At 40.7% G+C, this 21,077-nt stretch carries 24 protein-coding genes; 3 read left to right on the forward strand and 21 right to left on the reverse strand.

Annotation, left to right across the window (positions count from 1 at the left end; genetic code table 11):
• Positions 1-89 precede the first annotated feature (89 nt).
• From JMF85_RS00485 to JMF85_RS00500, 4 genes are read right to left on the reverse strand one after another with little or no spacing between them, the layout of a single operon-like run.
• A complete protein-coding gene (locus JMF85_RS00485; RefSeq protein ID WP_141336219.1) occupies positions 90-680 on the reverse strand; it encodes a class I SAM-dependent methyltransferase in 591 nt (196 codons plus the stop codon).
• Positions 681-715: 35 nt separating this feature from the next.
• Complete coding sequence (resA, locus tag JMF85_RS00490) at positions 716-1,237, reverse strand: thiol-disulfide oxidoreductase ResA (RefSeq protein WP_127608019.1); 522 nt, start codon at positions 1,235-1,237, stop codon at positions 716-718.
• 8 nt (positions 1,238-1,245) lie between these two features.
• A complete protein-coding gene (locus JMF85_RS00495; RefSeq protein WP_164751823.1) occupies positions 1,246-2,295 on the reverse strand; it encodes a F510_1955 family glycosylhydrolase in 1,050 nt (349 codons plus the stop codon).
• 58 nt (positions 2,296-2,353) lie between these two features.
• On the reverse strand, positions 2,354-2,917 hold the full coding sequence (locus JMF85_RS00500; protein WP_127608021.1) for a TVP38/TMEM64 family protein: 564 nt from the start codon (positions 2,915-2,917) through the stop codon (positions 2,354-2,356).
• Positions 2,918-3,291: 374 nt separating this feature from the next.
• Between JMF85_RS00500 and JMF85_RS00505 the strand changes: the two genes are divergently transcribed.
• Positions 3,292-3,855, forward strand: coding sequence for a C40 family peptidase (locus JMF85_RS00505; protein WP_127608022.1), 564 nt, complete (start codon positions 3,292-3,294; stop codon positions 3,853-3,855).
• A gap of 788 nt (positions 3,856-4,643) precedes the next feature.
• Here the strand turns inward: JMF85_RS00505 and JMF85_RS00510 are convergent.
• The 3 genes from JMF85_RS00510 to JMF85_RS00520 all read right to left on the reverse strand — a co-directional run bounded on the left by JMF85_RS00510 (position 4,644) and on the right by JMF85_RS00520 (position 7,585).
• Positions 4,644-6,788, reverse strand: a complete 2,145-nt coding sequence (locus JMF85_RS00510) for a heavy metal translocating P-type ATPase (protein WP_127608023.1) — start codon at positions 6,786-6,788, stop codon at positions 4,644-4,646.
• Positions 6,778-7,155, reverse strand: a complete 378-nt coding sequence (locus tag JMF85_RS00515; RefSeq protein WP_054796030.1) for an ArsR/SmtB family transcription factor — start codon at positions 7,153-7,155, stop codon at positions 6,778-6,780. The genes JMF85_RS00510 and JMF85_RS00515 overlap by 11 nt, the downstream gene beginning before the upstream one ends.
• A 226-nt stretch (positions 7,156-7,381) precedes the next feature.
• Positions 7,382-7,585, reverse strand: a complete 204-nt coding sequence (locus JMF85_RS00520) for a DUF2933 domain-containing protein (RefSeq protein ID WP_054798818.1) — start codon at positions 7,583-7,585, stop codon at positions 7,382-7,384.
• A 176-nt stretch (positions 7,586-7,761) separates the two neighbouring features.
• Between JMF85_RS00520 and JMF85_RS00525 the strand changes: the two genes are divergently transcribed.
• A complete protein-coding gene (locus JMF85_RS00525; protein WP_127608024.1) occupies positions 7,762-8,664 on the forward strand; it encodes a cupredoxin domain-containing protein in 903 nt (300 codons plus the stop codon).
• A gap of 13 nt (positions 8,665-8,677) precedes the next feature.
• Here the strand turns inward: JMF85_RS00525 and JMF85_RS00530 are convergent, their stop codons facing one another.
• From JMF85_RS00530 to JMF85_RS00575, 10 genes are all read right to left on the reverse strand, one after another.
• Entirely contained in the window at positions 8,678-9,145 is a 468-nt protein-coding gene (locus tag JMF85_RS00530) for a putative iron-sulfur cluster-binding metallochaperone (protein ID WP_127608025.1), read from the reverse strand.
• A gap of 39 nt (positions 9,146-9,184) precedes the next feature.
• On the reverse strand, positions 9,185-10,516 hold the full coding sequence (locus JMF85_RS00535; protein ID WP_236595690.1) for a multicopper oxidase family protein: 1,332 nt from the start codon (positions 10,514-10,516) through the stop codon (positions 9,185-9,187).
• Positions 10,407-10,670, reverse strand: a complete 264-nt coding sequence (locus JMF85_RS00540; protein ID WP_164751825.1) for a hypothetical protein — start codon at positions 10,668-10,670, stop codon at positions 10,407-10,409. The genes JMF85_RS00535 and JMF85_RS00540 overlap by 110 nt, the downstream gene beginning before the upstream one ends.
• A gap of 43 nt (positions 10,671-10,713) precedes the next feature.
• A complete protein-coding gene (locus tag JMF85_RS00545) occupies positions 10,714-11,124 on the reverse strand; it encodes a rhodanese-like domain-containing protein (RefSeq protein ID WP_236595681.1) in 411 nt (136 codons plus the stop codon).
• Positions 11,125-11,138: 14 nt separating this feature from the next.
• Positions 11,139-11,945, reverse strand: a complete 807-nt coding sequence (lgt, locus tag JMF85_RS00550) for a prolipoprotein diacylglyceryl transferase (RefSeq protein WP_127608027.1) — start codon at positions 11,943-11,945, stop codon at positions 11,139-11,141.
• Positions 11,946-12,089: 144 nt separating this feature from the next.
• The gene (locus tag JMF85_RS00555; RefSeq protein WP_201317583.1) at positions 12,090-12,947 is read right to left on the reverse strand and encodes a prolipoprotein diacylglyceryl transferase; all 858 of its coding nucleotides are present in this window, start codon (positions 12,945-12,947) and stop codon (positions 12,090-12,092) included.
• A 13-nt stretch (positions 12,948-12,960) separates the two neighbouring features.
• Positions 12,961-13,476 carry a TlpA family protein disulfide reductase gene (locus JMF85_RS00560; protein WP_127608029.1) on the reverse strand — a complete coding sequence of 172 codons (516 nt, stop codon included), beginning with the start codon at positions 13,474-13,476 and terminating at the stop codon, positions 12,961-12,963.
• A 61-nt stretch (positions 13,477-13,537) separates the two neighbouring features.
• Entirely contained in the window at positions 13,538-14,251 is a 714-nt protein-coding gene (locus JMF85_RS00565; RefSeq protein ID WP_127608030.1) for a cytochrome c biogenesis CcdA family protein, read from the reverse strand.
• A 61-nt stretch (positions 14,252-14,312) separates the two neighbouring features.
• Positions 14,313-15,170, reverse strand: coding sequence for a M56 family metallopeptidase (locus JMF85_RS00570; RefSeq protein ID WP_127608031.1), 858 nt, complete (start codon positions 15,168-15,170; stop codon positions 14,313-14,315).
• Positions 15,167-15,601 (reverse strand): BlaI/MecI/CopY family transcriptional regulator, encoded by a 435-nt coding sequence (locus tag JMF85_RS00575; RefSeq protein WP_127608032.1) that lies wholly within the window; start codon positions 15,599-15,601, stop codon positions 15,167-15,169. Before JMF85_RS00575 ends, JMF85_RS00570 begins: the two co-directional genes overlap by 4 nt.
• 173 nt (positions 15,602-15,774) lie before the next feature.
• On the opposite strand from JMF85_RS00575, the gene JMF85_RS00580 reads away from it, so the two are divergent.
• Positions 15,775-17,436, forward strand: a complete 1,662-nt coding sequence (locus tag JMF85_RS00580; RefSeq protein WP_127608033.1) for a multicopper oxidase family protein — start codon at positions 15,775-15,777, stop codon at positions 17,434-17,436.
• A gap of 62 nt (positions 17,437-17,498) precedes the next feature.
• Here the strand turns inward: JMF85_RS00580 and JMF85_RS00585 are convergent, their stop codons facing one another.
• From JMF85_RS00585 to JMF85_RS00600, 4 genes are read right to left on the reverse strand one after another with little or no spacing between them, the layout of a single operon-like run.
• Positions 17,499-18,398: a WD40/YVTN/BNR-like repeat-containing protein gene (locus tag JMF85_RS00585; RefSeq protein ID WP_127608034.1), complete on the reverse strand. Its 900-nt coding sequence runs from the start codon at positions 18,396-18,398 to the stop codon at positions 17,499-17,501.
• Between the two features lie 23 nt (positions 18,399-18,421).
• On the reverse strand, positions 18,422-19,501 hold the full coding sequence (locus JMF85_RS00590; protein ID WP_127608035.1) for a sensor histidine kinase: 1,080 nt from the start codon (positions 19,499-19,501) through the stop codon (positions 18,422-18,424).
• Positions 19,498-20,190, reverse strand: a complete 693-nt coding sequence (locus tag JMF85_RS00595; protein WP_127608036.1) for a response regulator transcription factor — start codon at positions 20,188-20,190, stop codon at positions 19,498-19,500. Before JMF85_RS00595 ends, JMF85_RS00590 begins: the two co-directional genes overlap by 4 nt.
• An 18-nt stretch (positions 20,191-20,208) precedes the next feature.
• Entirely contained in the window at positions 20,209-21,033 is an 825-nt protein-coding gene (locus JMF85_RS00600; protein ID WP_127608037.1) for a C39 family peptidase, read from the reverse strand.
• Positions 21,034-21,077: the final 44 nt, after the last annotated feature.

Consider the following 21,077-nt stretch of genomic DNA (forward strand, 5'->3'; position numbering starts at 1 on the left):
CGTAGTGTTTCGCGGATACATAAAAGCAGTCTATTTTATTTCCAGAATAACTGCCGCTTTATCGTTCACCGCAGTCTCACATTTCCAATTTATTTTATTCTTGCTTCAATTACTAGGAACAGTTCCCTACACATCGACGTCGTTTGCACCACTCTGAAACCTGCTTGTTCAACGGTTTCAAGTGTATTGCGGTTTAAATGACAACCAACACATAATCGTTTCCAAACGGGCGTTAACCAGTCTTGTATTTTACCAAGGACCAGATGATTTAACCTTACGTGTTCAAAAATTAAAATCGTTCCTTCAGGCTTGCATACTCTATGGATTTCGGCCAGAGCTTTCGCCGGGTCAGGTATCGTACATAATACTAGTGTTCCAACGATTGAATCGAACGAATTGGTTGGATACGGTAGTTTTTGGGCATCTCCCGGTACCACTTCGATCGGAACTGTAGCTTCACGTGCTTTAATTAGGGATTGCTCCAACATCATTGGATCTGGCTCTATTGCAATGACTTGATCTGCAAACTCATAGTACAAAAAGTTAATACCCGTACCTGAGCCAATTTCCAGCACTTTTCCTTTCGCCTTAGAAAGAAGCTGTTTTCTTATCCGGCCGAATATTTTTGTTTCTAGCGGCTGCATCAACCGATCATAATATTTGTTGAATAATTTATCCATTGCAGCCTCCTGATCATAAACTGCTCACGAAGCAATTATTGTAATAATCGATTTATCCGGATGAGGATATCTTGTTCTTTCATCTCACCAATAAATTTATCTTTGATCACGCCAGATGAATCTACGAAAAACGTCGTGGGATAAGACATAACATTATATTTGTTTCGGATTTCGTTGTCGTTGTCGATAATGATCGGAAACGTAATCGCGTATCGATCAATAAAACTTTGTACTGTAACCCGGCTTTCACTTAAGTTAATGCCAAGCACTACCACATTGTCGTCTTTCCATTGATCATATTGTTTTTGCAGAGCCGGCATCTCGTTCACACATGGCGGACAAAACGTACCCCAAAAATTGATTACCAGTGCTTTCCCTTCATAGTCTGCTAATTGATGAACCTGTTGATCCAAACCAAAAAGCTTAAACTCGGGGGCTTTTGAGCCAATTTTTACGGAAGAATCTGATCTAAATAACGCTGATCCAATTGTATAAGCTCCAATTACCAATACGACCGACAATACAACAATTTGAATCCATCTTCGATTACGTTTCACTGTTATTCTTAAACCCCTTTTCCTTTATCCGCAATTTTCCTCCAGTTCATCCCTTCATCCAAGGATATATATACATCCAGATTAAAAGTGGCGAAAACAAGTTCTTTGGTATTCGTTGGGTTCTGTGCAATATACGATGCTGCATCTTCAACAAGATCTGGAATATTCACCTCAACCAACTGTTTCTGTTGCAGATCCATTTGATAAATAACCCCTTTTTGTTTGTAGCTGCCAACGATTATATTTCCTTCCATACCAAAGGTAAGAGAAGTTACCTGTAGATCGGCTATTTTTTCGAATTGGTTGCCTGAATCTTTGGATACATACAACGCTTTTGTCGTTCCAACTGCAACGATTGAATCATCGGACGGGTGAACAGCTAAAGATGTCAGTTCGGACAGTTCAACATCTATTCCAGTCATTTCGCTTTTGTTCCATGTCTTTGCATCGTCTTTGGAATAATATAATCCCGTTGTTGTTAACCTAGAGTTCGGCTCCGGGTTAACTGCGTAAATGGTGTGCGTCTTGTAACTTGCACTCATTAAATGAAAATCAATTTCCCCATACAAATCCAGGATTTCAAAGCTTTTACCTTCATCTGAACTTTTTACAATTCCAAAAGGATTCCTTTTATTCGAACCCTGTGCCGGATGCCCGCTGCTATAAAAACCGTTGTCCACAGTGGTAAATCCCATATAATCGTGTTTTTCTCCTTGACCGTCTGACCATTTCCCTTGTGAGTAAACTTTCAAACCGAGGTGAGAAGGGATTAAAATTCGCTGTCCGTCCCCTGAATAACCGAGACCATGGACATGCGTCAACGTAATCGTTTTTGAAGCCGTTCCCTGCAAAGACAACACGCCGCTAATGATGACCGCGATTAGAGATGCGACCCATGCCCACCTGAATCCGGTTGCTATTTTGGTCCACTTCTGTCGCTGATATCGGTCTTCCTGCCTCTTCACATCTTTGAGCTGCTTTACTTTGTGGGATGCGTTCCAATGTAATGCAAAGAATAGAACAAATAATGCACCTGTTCCAATTAATAATGTGTTCATAATGAAATTCCCTTCTTCTGTAATGATGTAGTCAAATCTAATGCAACTGAACATTGTCTCATATTCGTTTCTTTCTATATAACAAATAAATTAATAATAAACAAAAAAGCGAAATTAATAGTCTGGGATAATATTCGCCGATGCGAATCAAATCATGTCCCACCATTGTCTCCAACGCAATGGAAGGGGCTTTGCCCAGCGAAGTAATAAGAAAAAAATCGGTAAAAGGCATTCGCGAGATCGCTGCGGCAAAAGTTATGACGCCGGAAGGAATCAGTGGAGTCAACCGAGCTATAAACAGAATCATTGCCCGACGACTGCGGCCCGCCTCGTTAAATCGTTGTAACCATTTCCAATTCTCTTTTTTTACTTTCTTTTGCTTACCGAACCCCCATCGATACAACCAGAATGAAACTGCTGCCCCAAGTGCTTCCCCTGCCAAGGAAAGAAAAAATCCAGGGATAAATCCGAATACAACAGCGTTAGCTCCTGATAAAAACAGGGTGGGAACGAGTCCTAATATACTGATCAGAATGTTGATCAGTAAACTAATCAGGATGGCCCATACCCCATAACTTCTTAGCCATTCTGCAATAACATCGACATTAAATAAAGGGGCCATCCGGTTTATTAGCCTTTCTGTAAGAAATCGGGTTTACCGCCAATCGTTTGTTCAAACTTCAAAGTGAAATTTCTATCGCAACCTATTACCAAGTCTCATTGTAGTATTTTAACCCGTTTTTATACTACTCATTGTAGTGTAATGTCGAGTTAGTGTCAATTTGCGCAGCCATGCTTACCTGTCTTATCGTTTAATTTATCTTGTAAATTTGAATGATTTATGAACACGGCAACTCTATTAACTATTAATCTCTCAATTCGTTTTCCCTATCTCTTTTTGTATATTGGAAAACATTCCATCCAACCCCCTCCTATCGCACATGTTACCATGGGTGAACAAGCAAGTTATATATCTTTAATTTTTGGAGGGATTCTATGAAAAAGATCGCAGCAATAGGGTTGATAACCAGCACTCTAGTTGTAAGTCCTCTCTTCTACCAAGGACAAGCTTATGCCGCTTCGCAAAATCAACAGGATATTAAGCTAACAAACATTTCTTCGGTCAGGCATAGTGTGATCAGTAGCGGGAAGAAATATTTAGGAACTCCTTATGAATTTGGGTCGAGCCGTTCTAACACCAGGACATTTGATTGTTCCGATTTTGTCAGACAAGCCTACCTGGAGGGAGCCAAAATTAAGCTTCCGGCTGATTCGAGAAAGCAAGGGGATTATGTAAAGAAGAATGGAACAGTCACAACAGATTGGCGAAAACTAAAACCAGGGGATATTATGTTTTTTATGTCCTATAAAGGCAGCAAAGATTCGAATTATCGCGGGATCGATAAAAGTAAGGAACGTATTACACATAACGGTATTTATCTAGGGAATGGAAAAATCCTTCACACTTATTCCAAAAAGTCGGGTGGAGTCAGAATCGATACGATTGAAGGTAAACAGTGGGAAAAGCGCTTCTTGTTCGGAGGAAGTATTTTAAAGTAACAAATAAAAATGACAATGTTATCTCAGTGATAATATTGTCATTTTTTGTTGCCCCTTCTCTTTAGACATATTCGCTTACAACTGGTCCGATACCGCTATTCTAGCGTCACCGTTTCATTCCGTGTTTTCGCGTCACGCGCATGAACACATGTTTGTTTCGAACAAAATTGTTTAATTCCGTCCCAATATCCCCAGATACAATTCTTACATTTCTTTGGTTGCTTTGGTTTTTGTCCAGCAAACAAACCTAATCCCCCTTCAAGTTTGGTTCATCAGTTAAATGTATCCATATTTGGTTTGTATTATTCAAAAAATACTTTTACAAAACTTGTTTTAGGATAGATGATCTCATAAGCCATTTGCATAAAGTGTGTCGTGCTAAATCCGAGTAGTTAGTAGAAATATAGTGTTTCAATATTTAGTGATATTATGATGCAAGTCGCACATACTCACACGTATCAATGCAATGGACAACGGAATGGATTACTGGAACAACATGATGAGAATTTTTTTAATAGTTCAGTTGTGATGCTTGAAGTGGCCAACGTCTATATAAATACTCCCATCGCCGAAAATCCCATACTTCGTTGACCGTGGCGGGTGTATTGTCGAAGAAAGTCGCATTAATTGAACTAAACATCCACAAACAACATGCAGATCGAGAAATGAAGCGTAGACGAAGCGAACGCCGAAGCCGATAGTTATTGCCGCCCGACCTTCGCTATTCGAAGCGAACCCCCCGCTTAGCTGACCTTTAAATGTAACGGAAAGTGGCGGGGCTTCTTCAATTACTTACTATTTCTGATCTTCAACAATCTAAGGCTATTTAGCGTAACGATCAACGTCGCGCCCATATCGGCGAAAACCGCCATCCACAACGTAAGCCATCCGGGAACAATAAACGCCAATGCAAGAAGTTTTATACCGAGCGAAAACGTAATGTTTTGTTTAATTATCGTTAGGGTTTTACGGCTTAATCGAATTGTATATGGTAATTTACTTAAATCATCCGCCATAAGCGCAATATCTGCCGTTTCAAGTGCCGTATCTGTACCGGCGCCACCCATTGCGATACCAACCGTTGAAGCCGCAAGCGCTGGCGCGTCGTTTACGCCGTCGCCGATCATTGCGACATTGCCGTAATCTTTGCGAAGTTGCTTGATATAGTCTAATTTATCTTGTGGCATTAGATCGGCTTTAACGTCCGTAACATTCAGTCGTTGCCCGATAGCTTCGGCGGTTGCTTGATTGTCGCCCGTAAGCATAATCGTCTTCTTGATGCCAATTTCGTGCAGTTGTTTGATAACGTCTTCACTGGAATCGCGTACTTCGTCAGCAACGGCGATTAAGGCAAGAACTTGTTGTTCAGTACCCAATACCATAACTGTTTTCCCCTGCTTTTGAAGAACTTCGATACGCTGATTCGTTTCAACATTCATATTGGAATGAAGTTCTGTGAAAAGTTTCGGACTTCCGATGTAATACAATTCCCCGTTTACCTTCGCTTTTACACCTTTGCCCGTAATGGACTGAAAGTCTTCAACGGTAAGTGATAAATCGGCGCAGATGCTTTCAGCTTTTCGAACAATCGCGGAAGCAAGCGGGTGTTGCGACCCTTTTTCGATAACTGCCGCGATAGCAAGCAATCCCTTTTCGTCTATCGTTCCGAAAGTTTCAACGTTAGTTACTTCCGGGAAGCCTTTTGTCAAAGTACCTGTTTTATCAAAAGCGATTGCTGAAAGGCGTCCAGCTTCTTCAAGGTGAATACCGCCTTTGATAAGAACGCCATTCTTTGCCGCGTTACCAATAGCCGTAACAATCGAAATAGGTGTTGAAATAACTAACGCACAAGGACAACCGACGACGAGTAGCGCCAATCCCCTATAAACCCATTCGCCCCAATCGCCACCAAGGATAAGCGGAGGAACAACGGCAATACCTAACGCCAAAATCATAATCGCGGGCGTATAGTATTTCGCGAACCGATCAACGAACGCTTGCGAAGGTGCGCGTTCCGCCTGTGCTTCTTCGACAAGGTTGATAATTTTTGAAATCGTCGTATCCTCGACTAATTTTGTAACTTTAACTTCAAGCAAACCTTCTTCGTTTAAGGTTCCCGCAAATACTTCATCGTCAATTGTTTTAGATACGGGAACGGATTCGCCTGTTATCGCGGCTTGGTTAATCGTTGATGTCCCTTTAATAACAACGCCGTCCATCGCAAGTTTTTGTCCCGGTTTCACGATCATAATATCGCCTACTTGAATATCGTCAACGTTAACCATTAGTTCAGCGGAACCGCGACGTATTAGCGCTTCTTTCGGTGCAATGTCCATAAGGGAACGAATGGATTGACGGGCTTTTTCCATCGAGTAGCGTTCCAGAACTTCACTGATAGCGAATAGAATGACGACCGTTGCGCCTTCGCCCCATTCGCCGATAGCCGCGGCGCCGATAATTGCTACGGTCATAAGCGTGTTCATATCAAAATTAAGACGGAAAAGATTCTTTATACCTTTAATGAATAATGCGTACCCGCCAATTATGATCGATGCGCCGTATGTTATTGAAGATAGAATGCTTTCTTCCCCGTATTGTTCACCAAGTAAATAACCCGCAACCAGTAGAACGACCGAAAGTAATACATTCCAGTTTGCTAACCAAAATGGTTTTTTCTTCTCGACTACACGTTCTTTTTCTGGCGTAACTTTTAAGTTCTCGAAAGCGCCAGCTTTTTCAAGTTCTTGAACGCTTGTCTTGCCGTAAACAGTTATTTTTGAAGCACCGAAGTTAACTTGTGCGTCCTTTACACCGGGTAAGTCCTTGACGTTCTTTTCAAATTTCCCCGCGCAATTGGTACATGTAAAGCCTTGCACGCGGAAAACATTTTTATTTTCTTCACTTATAGCGTTATTTTCTACATTACTTGCCATTAGTAATCAAATCCCCCGAATGTGTGGATGCTAACTGTACCAATTGACGAACATGATCGTCTTCTAACGAGTAGAACACTAATTTGCCTTCCTTACGGTTTTTCGCTAATCCAAGTTGATTTAACGTCCGTAAGTGGTGCGAAGCCGTCGCCATTGTTGAACCGATAATATTCGCGACGTCGCAAACGCAAAGTTCATCTTCTTCACAAAGGGCGAAGGCGATCTTCATACGTGTTTCGTCGGCTAATACCTTAAACATTTTGACCATGCCGTGAATATTTTGCCCTTCAAGCGATTTTTGTACCCTTTGAACCTTGGGTTCGTCATAACAGTAAATATCACAAGTGTCTTTTTCCTTTTTGCTCATTCCGTCACCCCTTCAATCAAACCTTTATTTGATTATTATCATAGCACGATCTTTTTATACATTCAAATGAAAATTTGACTGTGTTTAAAAAAGGCTTCAACCATATTTGAGTATAATTCCACGACATGGAAAAAGCGCTACAAACCAGGGAGTTTTTTTGTCCCTTGTTATAGCGCTTAGAATCGATGTAAAAATACAAAGAAGAGGCATATGCCCCTTCCGTATTTTAAACATGCTGTTTTTGTTGCAAATTTTCAACCTGTCGATGTAGTTCGTTATTCCGTTCCTTTAATTCGTTCAACTCGTTAGTCACTTGTTCAAGAGAATGACTGTTATTTGAGTTTCCGGCTTTATGATCGCCATGCATTCCTTTCATCATCCATATCATCATTATTGGACAAACAAGCATTAACAACCAGTACCAATTCATCTTACCTTCACTTCCTTTCTTGGTTATCTTATATGAGTTTTTATAACTCAATTGTAATTCCTAATTATGAGATCCCTGTGTAGAAGTTGTTGAAATCAAGTTTTTTCCACATTAATATTTAGGACATTCCATACATATTTTTAATATACAAGCTATCATTTACTGGAGGGCAAAAAATGACGAACACTTTCTTTTTCCTGGGTATTTATTCCGTTTTAACCATATGGATTCTTCGATTCATTATCGTTTTCCGCCATCGTTTATCCTGTATGGCCGGTATGATGGCTGCAATGGTGCAGGGAATGACAATCGGTTTAGGCGTAGGGACGCTGCTCGTTATATGGCTCCCGGGTGAAATCTTTCATGCAACAATAATTAGTATGTTAATCGGGGGAATCATCGGGACAGTTTCTGGAATCCCTATTAGTATTATGGCCATATTGGACGGACTTTTATCGGGTATCATGGGCGGCATGATGGGCACAATGTTTATGGTCATGATCCCTACATCATATACAATTGCAGCCATAAAAATCATGTCAGTTCTTTGTACCGGTGTGCTGTTTCTTTTATTTCTGATGTTACAGGGAGAAATAAAGCTAGAACATTTACAGAAAAGATCATCATTATTGTCCAAACCAGTCTCTATGTTTGCCGTAATCGTTTTGTTTGCAGTCATAATTATTTTGGGTGTAGGGAGCGATTTACACAATAACTACTACGGTAAACAATACAATAATACAGCTGATCCTAACGCTACGCATGAACACCAACTAGAGAAGAATTTACCAGACCTATCCAAAAATGAACTCGCAATAATAGCGAATGAATTTTCATTTTCCCCATCCACAATCCACATGAATGCGAACGAAAAAATAAAGATTATTTTGTATAACGCGGGAAATGTTGAACATGACTTTGAAATTGTCGGAACTGATATTCATGTCCATGCAAAACCAGGGCAAAGAAGCAGTGTAATCGCCACTCTGGAGAAAACAGGTGAATACCGAGCAGTGTGTACATTGCCTGGCCATCAGGAGGCTGGAATGATCTCTGCCGTTCGTGTTCATCCATTATAGAACAATATTGATATTAAGACGTAGGATTTTTATCCGTGTTAATGCTGCGTATAAATGAGGTTACATTACCCAAACAACAAGACCCTTGCGGGTTATTAACTTCACAGCCACAACGCTTGGCTTGTACCTGCATGCGTATATGTTCTATGGGGCGTTGGTTTTTTAGAGTTGCTTCCGTTAGGCGTTTTCTCGTCCATCCAAAACAGTAGCAAACCGGCACATTCAAAGCCTTGTTTTTCTGAAATACAGATATTTTGAGGTCGTCTGAAACGTAAGTTTGATCATTGCTGAAATAAACTACTTCACATGAGGAATTTGAGCAGAATGTGTATATCAATTCACTGTCTATGGTTTCTAAGGCTTTTGGTATAAGCATTGCTTTGAGTGTAATAAGAGGAACGTTCTTGCCCTTTTGCTGACAAATAGGGCAATAATTAAGATTCGACTTTTCCAACGATGATGATTGACAACATTCGTTCAATGATGACCACTCCTTAATGTCCGTAGAAACACGCTAATCTTACTCGCTCGGCTGCGATTGATCAATATGGCTCGGAATTGCATACCCGTCATAAAGTACTGATGTCATCATCCCAGAACTCGCATGGTTGAGATCGTGGCAATGAAACATCCACTCTCCGGGATTATTTGCAATGAAAGCCAACTCATACTTCTCGCCCGGTTTTACAACAAGTGTATCTTTGAAGATCGCCCCGTCTTCAACCGGTGAGCCATCCTTACTTAATACTTGAAAAAAGTGTCCATGCAAATGCATAGGATGATCGAACATCATATCTTTGCTTTCTAATGTTACTTTAATAATATCCCCTCTCTTCACATCAAGCGGATCGATATCAGGATATGTCCTTCCATTAATTGTATAGATCATCCCCATTCCTTTCATTCCATGCGACAGCACCATCTTGTATTCTTGATCATATTTATTTGATGCAAGAGAAGCATATTCTGTTGCAATCCCGGATCCAGTCAATGTAAAGATTCCGTCATACTCCGTTTCATCCAATGTTTTCTTGGATGTTCTATTAATTAATGGAATGATTAATCCATCTGCAGCAGGCGTATTTAACATCTCTCTTATAAAAAAGCTGCTATCGGGCGCAGTAAATTCCACATCGTATCTTTCCCCTGGTCCAACGGGCAAAAGCTTATTTTGGATTATTTGCGGATCCATTACTGCCTGCCCATCAACCGCCACGACTCTATATTCGATCGAACCCAAGTTCATATAATGGGTTATATATCCTGCATTTATAAAACGCAACCGCACATTCTCACCCGTTTGAATTTCGTACGCAGAAATCAAATCACCAGACTTGCCATTTACAGTGAAAAGATCATCATTGGAGCTTCCCATCATACCCTTTGATCCTGCTTTTCCCTTACTATTCATCTCATCCAGGATAAACGTATAATCTCGGTCCAACTCCGTTTGCCGGTCGCCCTCCACGATCAGTGCACCATATAACCCAAGATCCACTTGCTCGGCACTTTTGTAATGGGAATGATACCAATAGGTGCCTGGAACGGTTGCTGTAAATGAATACTGAAAACTCTCTCCAGGTTTCACTGCGTTCTGTGTTACCCCGGGTACTCCATCCATATCTACCGGAACAGGATATCCATGCCAGTGGATGGTTACGGGCTGATCCAGCTCATTCTTCAAATTGACTTCTACCTGCTGCCCTACTTTTACACGGATTTCTTGGCCGGGTACAGTTCCGTTATAGGAATAAAGGTTTAGTTTTATTCCCGACGAGACCTCTTGTTTGTGCAACGATATTATATGTGATCTTATCGCCTTCGATTTGAGGCCTTGTATAAAAGGTATCATCGATTGGAAGTATTGAAAACTGATTAATATCCACTTCTTTCCGTTGTCTTTTTTCACTTGTGGGTTCTGATCGATTCATCATTCCCATCATTGAACAAGAACCAAGGACTGAGGCAATGAGAAGGATTAGAATTGCTTTATAAATGTTTTTCAACCGCTAGTCCTCCTTCTTAACGTGCTCGTATTTTAACGGATAGTTACTTCTCGAGGTCCCCCGTCCATTTAGCCATACCGCCGTCAAGATTATAAACCTGGTTATAACCATTCTCTAACAAAAGGTTCCCACTTTCCACTCCCATACGACCGGTATGACACACAAAGACAATTTCCTTATCCTTAGGCAGTTCAGTATACCTCAACTGAATCTCCTCAAAAGGAATGTTTATCGAGTTGGGTACTCTACTATTGGAAAATAATTCGGGTTCCCTTAAATCGACAATGACCATATCTTTTTTACTGTTGATCATATTCGTGAGCATCTTAGTATCCACGATTTGCAGTTCAGGTATAGTTTCTAGGGACTTGTTCGTTGTTAAAAACTTGATGGAGGCCGCTCCTAACATAACTACAATCAATACAAGTAAGACAAACCACTTATTTCTTATCACAAGCGACCCTCCTTTTAATGAATTTGTTCTAACTTGGGCGAAAGATCTTCGGGGTCTTTTCGTTTCTGTCTTAAAGTGAAGATCATCATGATTACCAGACTAATTACAATCACAACTACACTCGTCCATTGTCCTGCTGTCCAATTAAAAAGATATCTAGGAGAGTCACCTCTTAAAAACTCCAGCATAAACCTTCCGATCGCATACAAGATGTTATAAGATAAGAACAAAAACCCTTTAGGCCATGTTTTATTTTTCATGATCAATAAAATCGCAAATACAATGAAATCCCACTGACCTTCCCATATCTCGGCTGGCCAAAGTGGTTGCGGACCGTATTCGGCATATGCCATTGTGCCTTCCGGATAAACGATGCCAAAACTTGAGCCTGTAGGTGATCCATACGCATCTCCATTTAAAAAGCAAGCGATACGACCGATAGCCTGGCCAAATATAATAGCTGGCGCCATCGTGTCCGCCAGCTCCCAAAATGAAATCCGAGCCACTCGGGCGTAAATCGCCGCAGCGATAAATCCACCTACTAGCGCTCCTTGAATGGCAATACCTCCGTTCCAAATAGCAGGTATCTCCACTAAATGTTTGGAGTAATAGTCCCATTGGAAGAAGAACACATGCCAAATTCTTGCAACCAAGATTGCTCCGATTAGTACATAAAACATCATGTTTGGAATATGTTTGCGATATGTTGTCCCTTTTGCTAAATAATACGCCACACCCATGGCCAACATGATGGCTAAAGCAACGACCAATCCATATGATCGAACTTGGAAATCGCCAATCGAAAAAAGAATCACTCTCATCCTATACCCTACCTTGCCCTATAATTGTTTTGCAAATTAGGCGTTCGCCCAAAAAAACAGTCCCTTACCGCATCCGGGTCTAAATCCACCGCAAAGCAGAGCGCTTCAAACCATTCTGTTTGTATAAACGATAATGCATCTTGTTTAATCTGAAAATATTGTCCTGTTCTCTTTGCTCGAATTTTCAGATCGGATTTGGTCAGCAACAGCATTTCCTGGATCAGAAGATAATACCCACGCGGCATCATGTTGATCTTCATCCCTTTCGCTTATTGATGTCTGTTCATGATGTTTCAATCTGTTTAAGAACATGGAAGATATAAATCCCGCTGCCATCATCAACAAATACACGATTTGTTGTCCAGATAACCCTAGTAGAAAAATTGCTTTCGGCTTAAATAACGACACTAGCATCAAGCCTGCACCAAAATAAGTTAAAAACAGAACAACTATGTTTCCCGAACCGACCTTCGACCGTTGTCTCCACAAGTAAATGAGCATGGGAACTGTAATAAACAGCATGTAAACATTGATAGGATGATATTTAAACTGAGGGCTTTCAATCGAAATTCCCCAAGGCAACGAAGTAGCCGAACCGTATTGCCATCCAATCAAACTGTATACGAGGACTGACGTGATGGTTCCAATAGCAAGCAGGTCACCAATAAAAAAAGCCGGAACTTTCAATCGCCGTATACTTATGGTCATGTAAAATACGGCAACCGTAACTCCTATCCATAATCCCGTTGAAGAACCAATCATAGTAATTAATCGATACGGGTTACTCCATAAAATAGACGGCGAGAAAAGCAAGGGGCTGAATTTCCAGACGAAGAATACGATAATAAAACTATTGAAAAGCTTATCAAGAATTGGACGATCATAGAAAGGGGAGTTTTTGATTAGCTTTTGCAGTACATAGTAGCCAACCATTCCTGAAAACCCCATCAGCAGCCAGTCCAATTTAATCATTAAGGGTCCAAATTGCAGTATTTCCGGCATAACCCTTTGCCCCCTAACGAATAAGTCGCTTAAATTTACTTTCCAAATCTCGGGAATCTACAACTCCGATTACCTGATCCACAATGACGCCTTTCCCATTTACAAAAAAGGTTGTTGGAATTGGCCTGATCTGATATCGCCCAGACACTGTTCCTTCCGGATCCAGTAAAACGGGGAAATCAAAACCGTATTCCTCCACAAAAGCTTTTGCTCCATCAATACTGTCGCCGACAGTAACGTTTACTGCATAAATCTCGATCTGTTCATTATATTTTTCATACAGTCTCACCAAATCGGGCGCCTCAATCCTGCATGGGCCGCACCATGATGCCCAAAAGTTAATAACAACGGGTTTGCCATTCAAGTCATCAAAAGAATACGCCTTCCCATCAAGTCCAGTTAGTGAAATCTGCGGGGCTCGATACCCTACTTTGGGCAGTTCTTCCTTATTATTTGGTGATGGCGATTGATAAACAGCCGCAACGGTGAGAACAACAATAGTCGCTAGCACTATCCATTGTTTTTTCATCCTTTTCCTTCTCTCCATTACCATATTCAAAAAGTTATATTTTCCAGCATACTACTTCCTTTTAAAATCCTGTAAATCCACCGAATAACTGAATCAAGAAAATCGTAATTTTTGTCATTTGGTCCGTATACAACAGAATTCCGGTCAATACCATCAAGGCCCCACCAATTTTCATCAAGATGCCTGAATATTTAAGTATCGATTTTAATCGTCCGATAAAGAATGCCATCACGAAAAACGGAATAGCAAAACCAATTGTGTAAGCAACGGTATAGATAATTGCCTGATTCGGATTGGCCACTCCAAGCATAATCACCGCCGACAAAATTGGTCCGACGCAGGGTGTCCAACCCGCCGCATACGTTATCCCGACAAGTACGGAACCAAAATAACCAACTGGCTTGTTCTTGAAAGTAACTCTCGCGTCTTTCATTAAGAACTTGGGTGTAAAAACTCCAAGCATAACCAGACCCATAACAGCGACCATAATACCTCCAAGTTTGCGTATCAGGTCTTGATAATCAGTAAATAAGTTTCCTATGAAACTAACTGAGATACCGAGAGCAATAAAAATAATTGAGAAACCGATCATAAAAAACACCGTATGCATCATCGCTTGCCGGTGGAGCATTCCTTTACCTTCTTGCAAATCTTTTACAGAAATACCTGTAATGTATGATAGATAAGAAGGATACAATGGAAGACAGCAGGGCGAAATAAATGATAAAAGACCTGCGCCAAATACAAGCCAAATGCTTAAATCTGCAGCATTCAAAAAGGTTACCTCCCTTTTCACACTACTGATTGTAGTGTAAATTGTTTTGAAAAGGGCGGGCTTACGAACACCCACCTAAAATAATGCTACTCATAATAAATATAAGAGATAGGGTCAGTAACAACGGTTTAAAGTCAGACATGGGAACATGGATCCGCTGTTTCGGTTCAAGAACTTGCATAATTCGATAATTGATTGCATTTTCTGCAAAGTAAGCAACTGCAGTAGAGTGCTGCATCTTGCCTACTTTTGATAGCTTTAGTAGAACATTGCCTAAATAATACTCCGTCCCCATTTGCTTAATGGCGAATCGGTCGGCAAGCAATTCCTTCCATGTCTTAAAATCACGTACCATCGCCTTCATCGTCGGTATATACCCTAACCCGTCAAGGATCAAAGCTAACAGGAACATTTTCAATGGGTCACGATTCCGGCAGTGGTACCACTCATGAAGCAGAATGGCTTCTACTTCATGATTGGAAAACATGCTCAATACTCCGGTTGAAACAATAATTCGGGGCTGGAAGAATCCTATTGTTAGAGCAATAAACTTCTCATCATTAACAACAATGAACTCTGTCCCCCACTTTTTATACTTATCATTCAGTTGTTTGGTAAGTTTCGTATGTTTCTTGCTATGAAACACCCTGAGCCATTTTTGGGTTAAACGTAATTGCTTGTAAAGACGCCAGATCATTTTCCCAAACGTATATAAAATGATCACGTTGATCAAAAATTTTATGACATTATGGGCTACGGTTTCTTCCTTTAATGCACTTATACAATATTGGAAAAAGTTCCAGGGAAGGCGAACATCCCATAGTTGATGCGCTATATATAGGCCCATTTGTACTAAAATCATAACACCGACGAGTAACAAGGAACCGAAAATGAAATTTATTCGGAATACAGGATTCATAAATCTTTCCTGCTTTTCAGTTGATTTAATTTATCCGATAATTTATTGATCAATTCAGAGTCGGCATCCTCCAACGCATCAATCATGTGTCCCACAACAAGATCACCAAATTCTTGAATGAGGCCATCTGTAACCGCCTTAGTTTGTACGTGCAGAAATTGTTCTTTCGTTTGCACAGGTTCGAAAACTGTCACCCTATTCCTGCCTTTTCCACGTGTATCTTTACTAAGGTGCCCTTTTTCCAGCAATCGATTCATTACGGTCATCACTGTGTTAAACGAAATAGGACTTTCCTGATTTAAAATTGACTGCACATCCTTGATACTCATACCATCGGACAACCACAATATGTTCATAATCTTGGCTTCGAGTGGGCCGAAAAAACGATTTAATCCTTCTTCATTCACATTAAACTTCTTCACATTTGTCATTTTCTGCCCCCCCACACTACAAATTGTAGTCTATTAAATACACTGTGTCAATCGCTCACAAATCGGGCAAAAATGAATCCGGCCTCCCTACATAAGTTCTACATAATCATGTATTATGATTAGTTTGTGATAAATGTTATAGACAAAAGTATTGAGGATAGGGAGGAAGCATTATGAAGATTGGTACACGTTTTAAATTAGTATTCGTTTTTGCAATACTTGCTGTTTTGCTTACAGCCTGCTTTGATTCGAAGGATTCGATGGAAGGAATGGATCACTCGAACATGAATCAATCCGGTATGACCAATACGGATAGCAGCAATCAGTCTAATGTAAATACACAAGATAAAACATCAAAGATGACAACCTTAAAGGGGAAGGAATTTACGCTTACCGCAAAAACAAGCAATTTAGAAATCACTCCTGGAAAAACGTTGCCTGTATGGACATTTAATAACTCTGTGCCAGGCCCCGAATTTCGTGTTAAACAAGGCGACACCGTCAAAATCACATTAAAAAACGATTTGCCTGAACCCACTACGATACATTGGCATGGTTTACCTGTTCCCAACGAAATGGACGGCATTCCGGGTGTAACTCAAAATGCTGTACAACCTGGGAAGTCATTTGTCTATGAATTTAAAGCTACTGTTCCCGGCACTTACTGGTACCATTCTCATCAAGACGGTGCTAATCAAGTGGATAAGGGCCTCTACGGTGCGTTTATTGTTGAAGGAACAGATGAGAAAGTGGATCGGGATTATACGTTAGTTTTAGATGAATGGATGAGCATGGGCGATATGGACATGTCATCAATGGACAATAGCAGCATGAACATGGATATGTCATCGATGGATCATAGCAACATGAATATGGATTCTTCAAAAGACCAGGCATCGAGTGAAAATAACATGGACCATGGAAATATGGGTGATGATGCTCACGGTTCTTCGGCTGAAGGTCATGATATGAGTATGTACGATATATATTCAATCAATGGGAAGTCGGGAGACTCGATTGATAAACTTATAGTGAAAAAGGGCGAAAAAGTTCGCATTCGACTCGTTAACGCTGGATTACTTTCGCATAATATCCATTTACATGGGCACGAATTTAAAGTCGTCTCTACTGACGGACAACCGATCAACAATCCTGCTTCTATCAATGATCAGGTCATTTCGATTGCTCCGGGAGAACGCTACGATCTCGAATTTGAAGCGAACAACCCCGGGCAATGGTATATCGAAGATCACGGAGATGATCCGCGTGTGAAAGGCATGAAGGCCATCATTGCCTACGAAGGCGCAAACGCAGATACAGACAAGCCAAACGAAACTGCCGCGCTGCCAATCCTTGATTTGACACGTTATGGGCAATCATCAAATTCAGTGTTCACATTGGACCAAAAATATGATTTAGAGTACACGATGGATCTGAATACGGATCAACAGAGTGGACAGCAGGTCTATACGATTAATGGAAAAACATATCCCGACACTGAGAAAATCAAAGTCAAAAAGGGAGACCTCGTCAAAGTCCGATTAGTCAATAATTCCAAGACCGACGATCATCCCATGCACCTTCATGGTCATTTCTTCCAAGTTCTTAGCAAGAACGGTAAGCCTATAGAAGGCTCACCCATCGTGAAAGACACACTTAATTTGAAACCAGGAGAAGAATACGAAGTGGCTTTTGTTGCGGATAATCCAGGAGACTGGATGTTCCACTGTCACGAACTTCACCATGCTGCAGCAGGTATGGTTACGCATTTGCAATATACCGACTATAAGAGCGATTTTGTACCTGATCCGAATGCCGGCAATAAGCCTGAATAACCTTAAATGGCCTGATCTTACGCCTTAAATTAGCGTAAAATCAGGCTGTTTTTTGCAGGTTGTTATTTTGTTTTCGCCCAGCTCTCACCACCGTCTTTACTTTCATATACCGAATACCTTTCAGTCACAATTAACAGACGGTTGGCGTCTTTCTTCGAACCTTTGATCCCAAGCGGCATTTCTCCATTCAAATCGACTAGCATTGGCTTCCAAGTTGTTAAGTCGTTCGATCTTTGAAATCTGCTTTCATTCATAGTAATGATTTCCCCGGTTGGCGTAATAAAAATTTGAAATGTCGGCTCATTACCGATCTTCGTCTCTTTTATATTGTTATCCATTATATCGTAACGGTACAGCCCGCTTTCTGTGCCGGCAATAATGGATGAAGATTGACCGGGTGCAATTGCTATAGAATATGCAGCTTGAGGAATAACACCTACCTTCGTCCAGGTATTCCCACCGTTGTTGGATTCATACAGATTGTCTCCTGGACCAGCAAGCATTGTATAAAGATGCTCAGGGTTATTTGTATCCATGGCCAAAAGGTGCGCATCCGGTTCATTTGGTTTTTGTTTATTCGGTAGCCCGTCTTCGGCCACATCCCAAGTCTTTCCACCGTCTAATGATCGCTTAACAAAACCATGACCGGAAACTATCATTTTTTCCGGATTTGTTGGATCGATTTCCAGTCCCATTACGTCGTTACTTTGCAAAGGTTGTAATGTGCGTAACCATTTCCCGTTGTTATATTCATAAACACCTGTATGCGTTCCTAACCAGACAGTTGATTCATCTGCAGAATAGCTAAAGACATGAGGATGCGTTGCCGAGCCGGGTTTTAACTCGTCCGCTGAGCTTGTCCTATTTATGATTCCCCAGACAGCCACGCCTAAAATTCCAATCATAACGATCGAAAATACCCACCCTATACTCAAAGAAGATCCTTTTTTCTTACTGGCCATATTTATCTCTTCTCCTTCAGTTACTAATCCAAATTTTTAGGAAGTTGAATATAAACAATAGTTCCATGGTTGCTTTCAATCCATACCGATCCATGGTGGGCTTCGACTATTTTTTTCACGATTGTAAGACCAATACCTCCACCCCCGGATTTTCGATTTCGCGATTTGTCCCCCCGATAAAACCGTTCGAAAACATATGGCAAATCTTTAGGCGAAATACCTGATCCAGTATCACTCACAGTGATAAGAACACTTTCCCCCTTATCCGTCGCTTTTATTTCCACATATCTATTTTCCGGGGTAAATTCCAAAGCATTGCTTAACAGATTAACAAGAACTTGAATAAGACGTTCCTTGTCAACCTGTATGATGATTGAGGGAGCACTTTTGACTATGAGTTGAACATTTTTTTGCATGTAGGCAGCTGATACCACGCTTACTCCATGTTGGATCAACTTACTTATGTCTTCTTGTTTCAAAGATAATCGAAATTGGGAGGATTCTATATGTGTGAGTTGCTCCAAATCAGCAACCAAACGAATTAATCGCTCGATTTCTTCATAACAGGCTTGAATCCGCGACGGTGTCGGTTGCCAAACTCCATCTTGGAATGCTTGCATGTGACTTTTTAACGTTGCAAGCGGAGTACGCAATTCATGTGCAATATCTTGAGTCATTATTTTGCGCAAATGTTCCTGATTTTGCAATTGTTCTGCAAGTCGATTTAATGAGGCTCCCAGATCCGCCAACTCGTCATTTCCTTTAATGTTTGACCTTGATTCTAAATGTCCATGTGTCATTTTTTCCGCAACATGTTTCATTGTGATCAGCGGCGCAGATACTCGTTTCGCTATATATAAGCTAATACCGATGGTCAAAAGAAGCGCTACCAAAAATGTCCAAACGATGGATTGAATCAATGCTTGTTCTAAATGATAAATAAGCTGAGAAAAATCGTGAGTCATTCCCATCGACTGGTTCTGATACATCAAGAAGTGATAATGCGTCTCAAATATAAGACTTATACTAACGAATACGAGTATGGCTGCCACCGTAAAAATAAAAATGAAGGAAAGGCGGGCACGCAATCCGGTTTTTCTCATCTAGTACCACCCATAAAGCGATACCCAACACCGTAAAGGGTAACGATATATTCCGGTTTTTTAGGATCCGGCTCAATTTTTTGACGTAAATTTTTAACATGCTGATCAATGGACCGAACATCCCCCGCATAATCAAAACCATACACTTTTTCCACCAATTCTTCTCTTGTAAAATGTCTTTGAGGATGTCGGGCTAAAACCATCAGCAGTTTATATTCGTTCGGAGTTAACACAATCGGAGCTCCATTTAAATATACCTCATGGCGTAAAACATCGATAATAAGCTCGCCATCGTTAAAAGAGACGCGATCAGCAAGTAAATAACTGTCATCGGAACGTCGAAGGATTGCCCTAACCCTGGCAACCAACTCTCGAACATCAAAAGGCTTAATCAAATAATCATCTGCACCAAGCGAAAGACCTTGTATCCGATTATTTTCTGAAACCTTTGCGGTAAGCATAAGAATGGGAACGGAGCTTTGCTGACGAATTTTTTGGCATACTTCTTCTCCAGGAATATCCGGAAGCATCAAATCCAGTATGACCAAGTCGATTGCCGTTGATTCGATAAACGATAAGGCTTCTATACCCGTTCCCGCCTCAACGACGTTGTACCCCTCCTTTACCAAATAAGAACTAATGACATCGCGGATTTTTTCCTCATCATCGACTATTAAAATGCTCTTCATACCCTATCATCCTCGCAATTAATCTACTCTGTAGGATAGCGCCTGTTTTCCTAAGGCTTCCCAACTCTCAATAAATTGTTTCTTATCGACTTTAATTCCTTTTTGATTTTTTCGCGGGTCGTTTATAAACACATGATCATTGTCGTAACCGACCAAGAGCACCGTATGCTCTTGAAACGTCGTCCGGATCGGCCCAAGTGGGGAATCCCACACCATCCATTGCTTTTCAGACGGCTTCGTGTATGAAACGGTTGTCCAAACCAGAACCGGAAAACCGTCAGATACTTGTTGCTCCAGTTCATCAAAGTCTTTTCCGGTAAAATCAATTCCGGTTGGAATATATTTGATAAGTAATTCAAATAATGCCGTGTGATAAATACCGTATCCTTTTTTCTTGCCTGTTATATCTCCTACAAAACCTAAATTCGGGTTTCCCCAATAGCGGATGCTTCCGTCTTTATTATACTCAATAGGCGTAGGATCCTGTTTTAGTTCGGGAAGCAAATCCATTTTACTTTTATCGATGCCGTAAAAATTGAACATCATCGTTAATGTTGCAATTTCACATCCGTTATAAAGTTCGGGTAACTGAAGAACGACAGGTGCGTCAATAAAGGCCGATTCGAGCTTTTCTTTTTTCTGATCAACATTATCACTTTCATTATAATCATCTTTATTTTCAGTTAAGATAGCGACGGATTGTCGCATGTCATCGGGATTAGAACCTATCAAAAACTCCTGATCAGTTATCTTTAAATACAATAACAACGTAAAGAACGCGCTTGTCATAACAAGGCCGATGACTAATATTGTTGCAAATATGTACTTCAGAGTTTTCAACATACTTTCTGCCTCTCCCGTTGTACAACCACTCATAATAAATTTAA

Origin of the sequence: Paenibacillus sp. EPM92, from assembly GCF_016586185.1 — a bacterium.
In the GTDB taxonomy this organism is placed as follows: Bacteria; Bacillota; Bacilli; order Paenibacillales; family NBRC-103111; genus Paenibacillus_G; species Paenibacillus_G validus.

Bases quoted from the DNA above. Each gene is read 5' to 3' on its own strand.
- JMF85_RS00555 (WP_201317583.1), bottom strand. From the start codon at position 12,947: ATGCCGGAAATACTGCAATTTGGACCCTTAATGATTAAATTGGACTGG.
- JMF85_RS00535 (WP_236595690.1), bottom strand. From the start codon at position 10,516: ATGATACCTTTTATACAAGGCCTCAAATCGAAGGCGATAAGATCACAT.
- JMF85_RS00510 (WP_127608023.1), bottom strand. From the start codon at position 6,788: ATGGCAAGTAATGTAGAAAATAACGCTATAAGTGAAGAAAATAAAAAT.
- JMF85_RS00505 (WP_127608022.1), top strand. From the start codon at position 3,292: ATGAAAAAGATCGCAGCAATAGGGTTGATAACCAGCACTCTAGTTGTA.
- JMF85_RS00495 (WP_164751823.1), bottom strand. From the start codon at position 2,295: ATGAACACATTATTAATTGGAACAGGTGCATTATTTGTTCTATTCTTT.
- JMF85_RS00585 (WP_127608034.1), bottom strand. From the start codon at position 18,398: ATGGCCAGTAAGAAAAAAGGATCTTCTTTGAGTATAGGGTGGGTATTT.
- JMF85_RS00570 (WP_127608031.1), bottom strand. From the start codon at position 15,170: ATGAATCCTGTATTCCGAATAAATTTCATTTTCGGTTCCTTGTTACTC.
- lgt (WP_127608027.1), bottom strand. From the start codon at position 11,945: ATGAGAGTGATTCTTTTTTCGATTGGCGATTTCCAAGTTCGATCATAT.
- JMF85_RS00520 (WP_054798818.1), bottom strand. From the start codon at position 7,585: ATGAATTGGTACTGGTTGTTAATGCTTGTTTGTCCAATAATGATGATA.
- JMF85_RS00560 (WP_127608029.1), bottom strand. From the start codon at position 13,476: ATGAAAAAACAATGGATAGTGCTAGCGACTATTGTTGTTCTCACCGTT.
- JMF85_RS00580 (WP_127608033.1), top strand. From the start codon at position 15,775: ATGAAGATTGGTACACGTTTTAAATTAGTATTCGTTTTTGCAATACTT.
- JMF85_RS00500 (WP_127608021.1), bottom strand. From the start codon at position 2,917: ATGGCCCCTTTATTTAATGTCGATGTTATTGCAGAATGGCTAAGAAGT.
- JMF85_RS00525 (WP_127608024.1), top strand. From the start codon at position 7,762: ATGACGAACACTTTCTTTTTCCTGGGTATTTATTCCGTTTTAACCATA.
- JMF85_RS00575 (WP_127608032.1), bottom strand. From the start codon at position 15,601: ATGACAAATGTGAAGAAGTTTAATGTGAATGAAGAAGGATTAAATCGT.
- JMF85_RS00515 (WP_054796030.1), bottom strand. From the start codon at position 7,155: ATGAGCAAAAAGGAAAAAGACACTTGTGATATTTACTGTTATGACGAA.
- JMF85_RS00600 (WP_127608037.1), bottom strand. From the start codon at position 21,033: ATGTTGAAAACTCTGAAGTACATATTTGCAACAATATTAGTCATCGGC.
- JMF85_RS00595 (WP_127608036.1), bottom strand. From the start codon at position 20,190: ATGAAGAGCATTTTAATAGTCGATGATGAGGAAAAAATCCGCGATGTC.
- JMF85_RS00590 (WP_127608035.1), bottom strand. From the start codon at position 19,501: ATGAGAAAAACCGGATTGCGTGCCCGCCTTTCCTTCATTTTTATTTTT.
- JMF85_RS00485 (WP_141336219.1), bottom strand. From the start codon at position 680: ATGGATAAATTATTCAACAAATATTATGATCGGTTGATGCAGCCGCTA.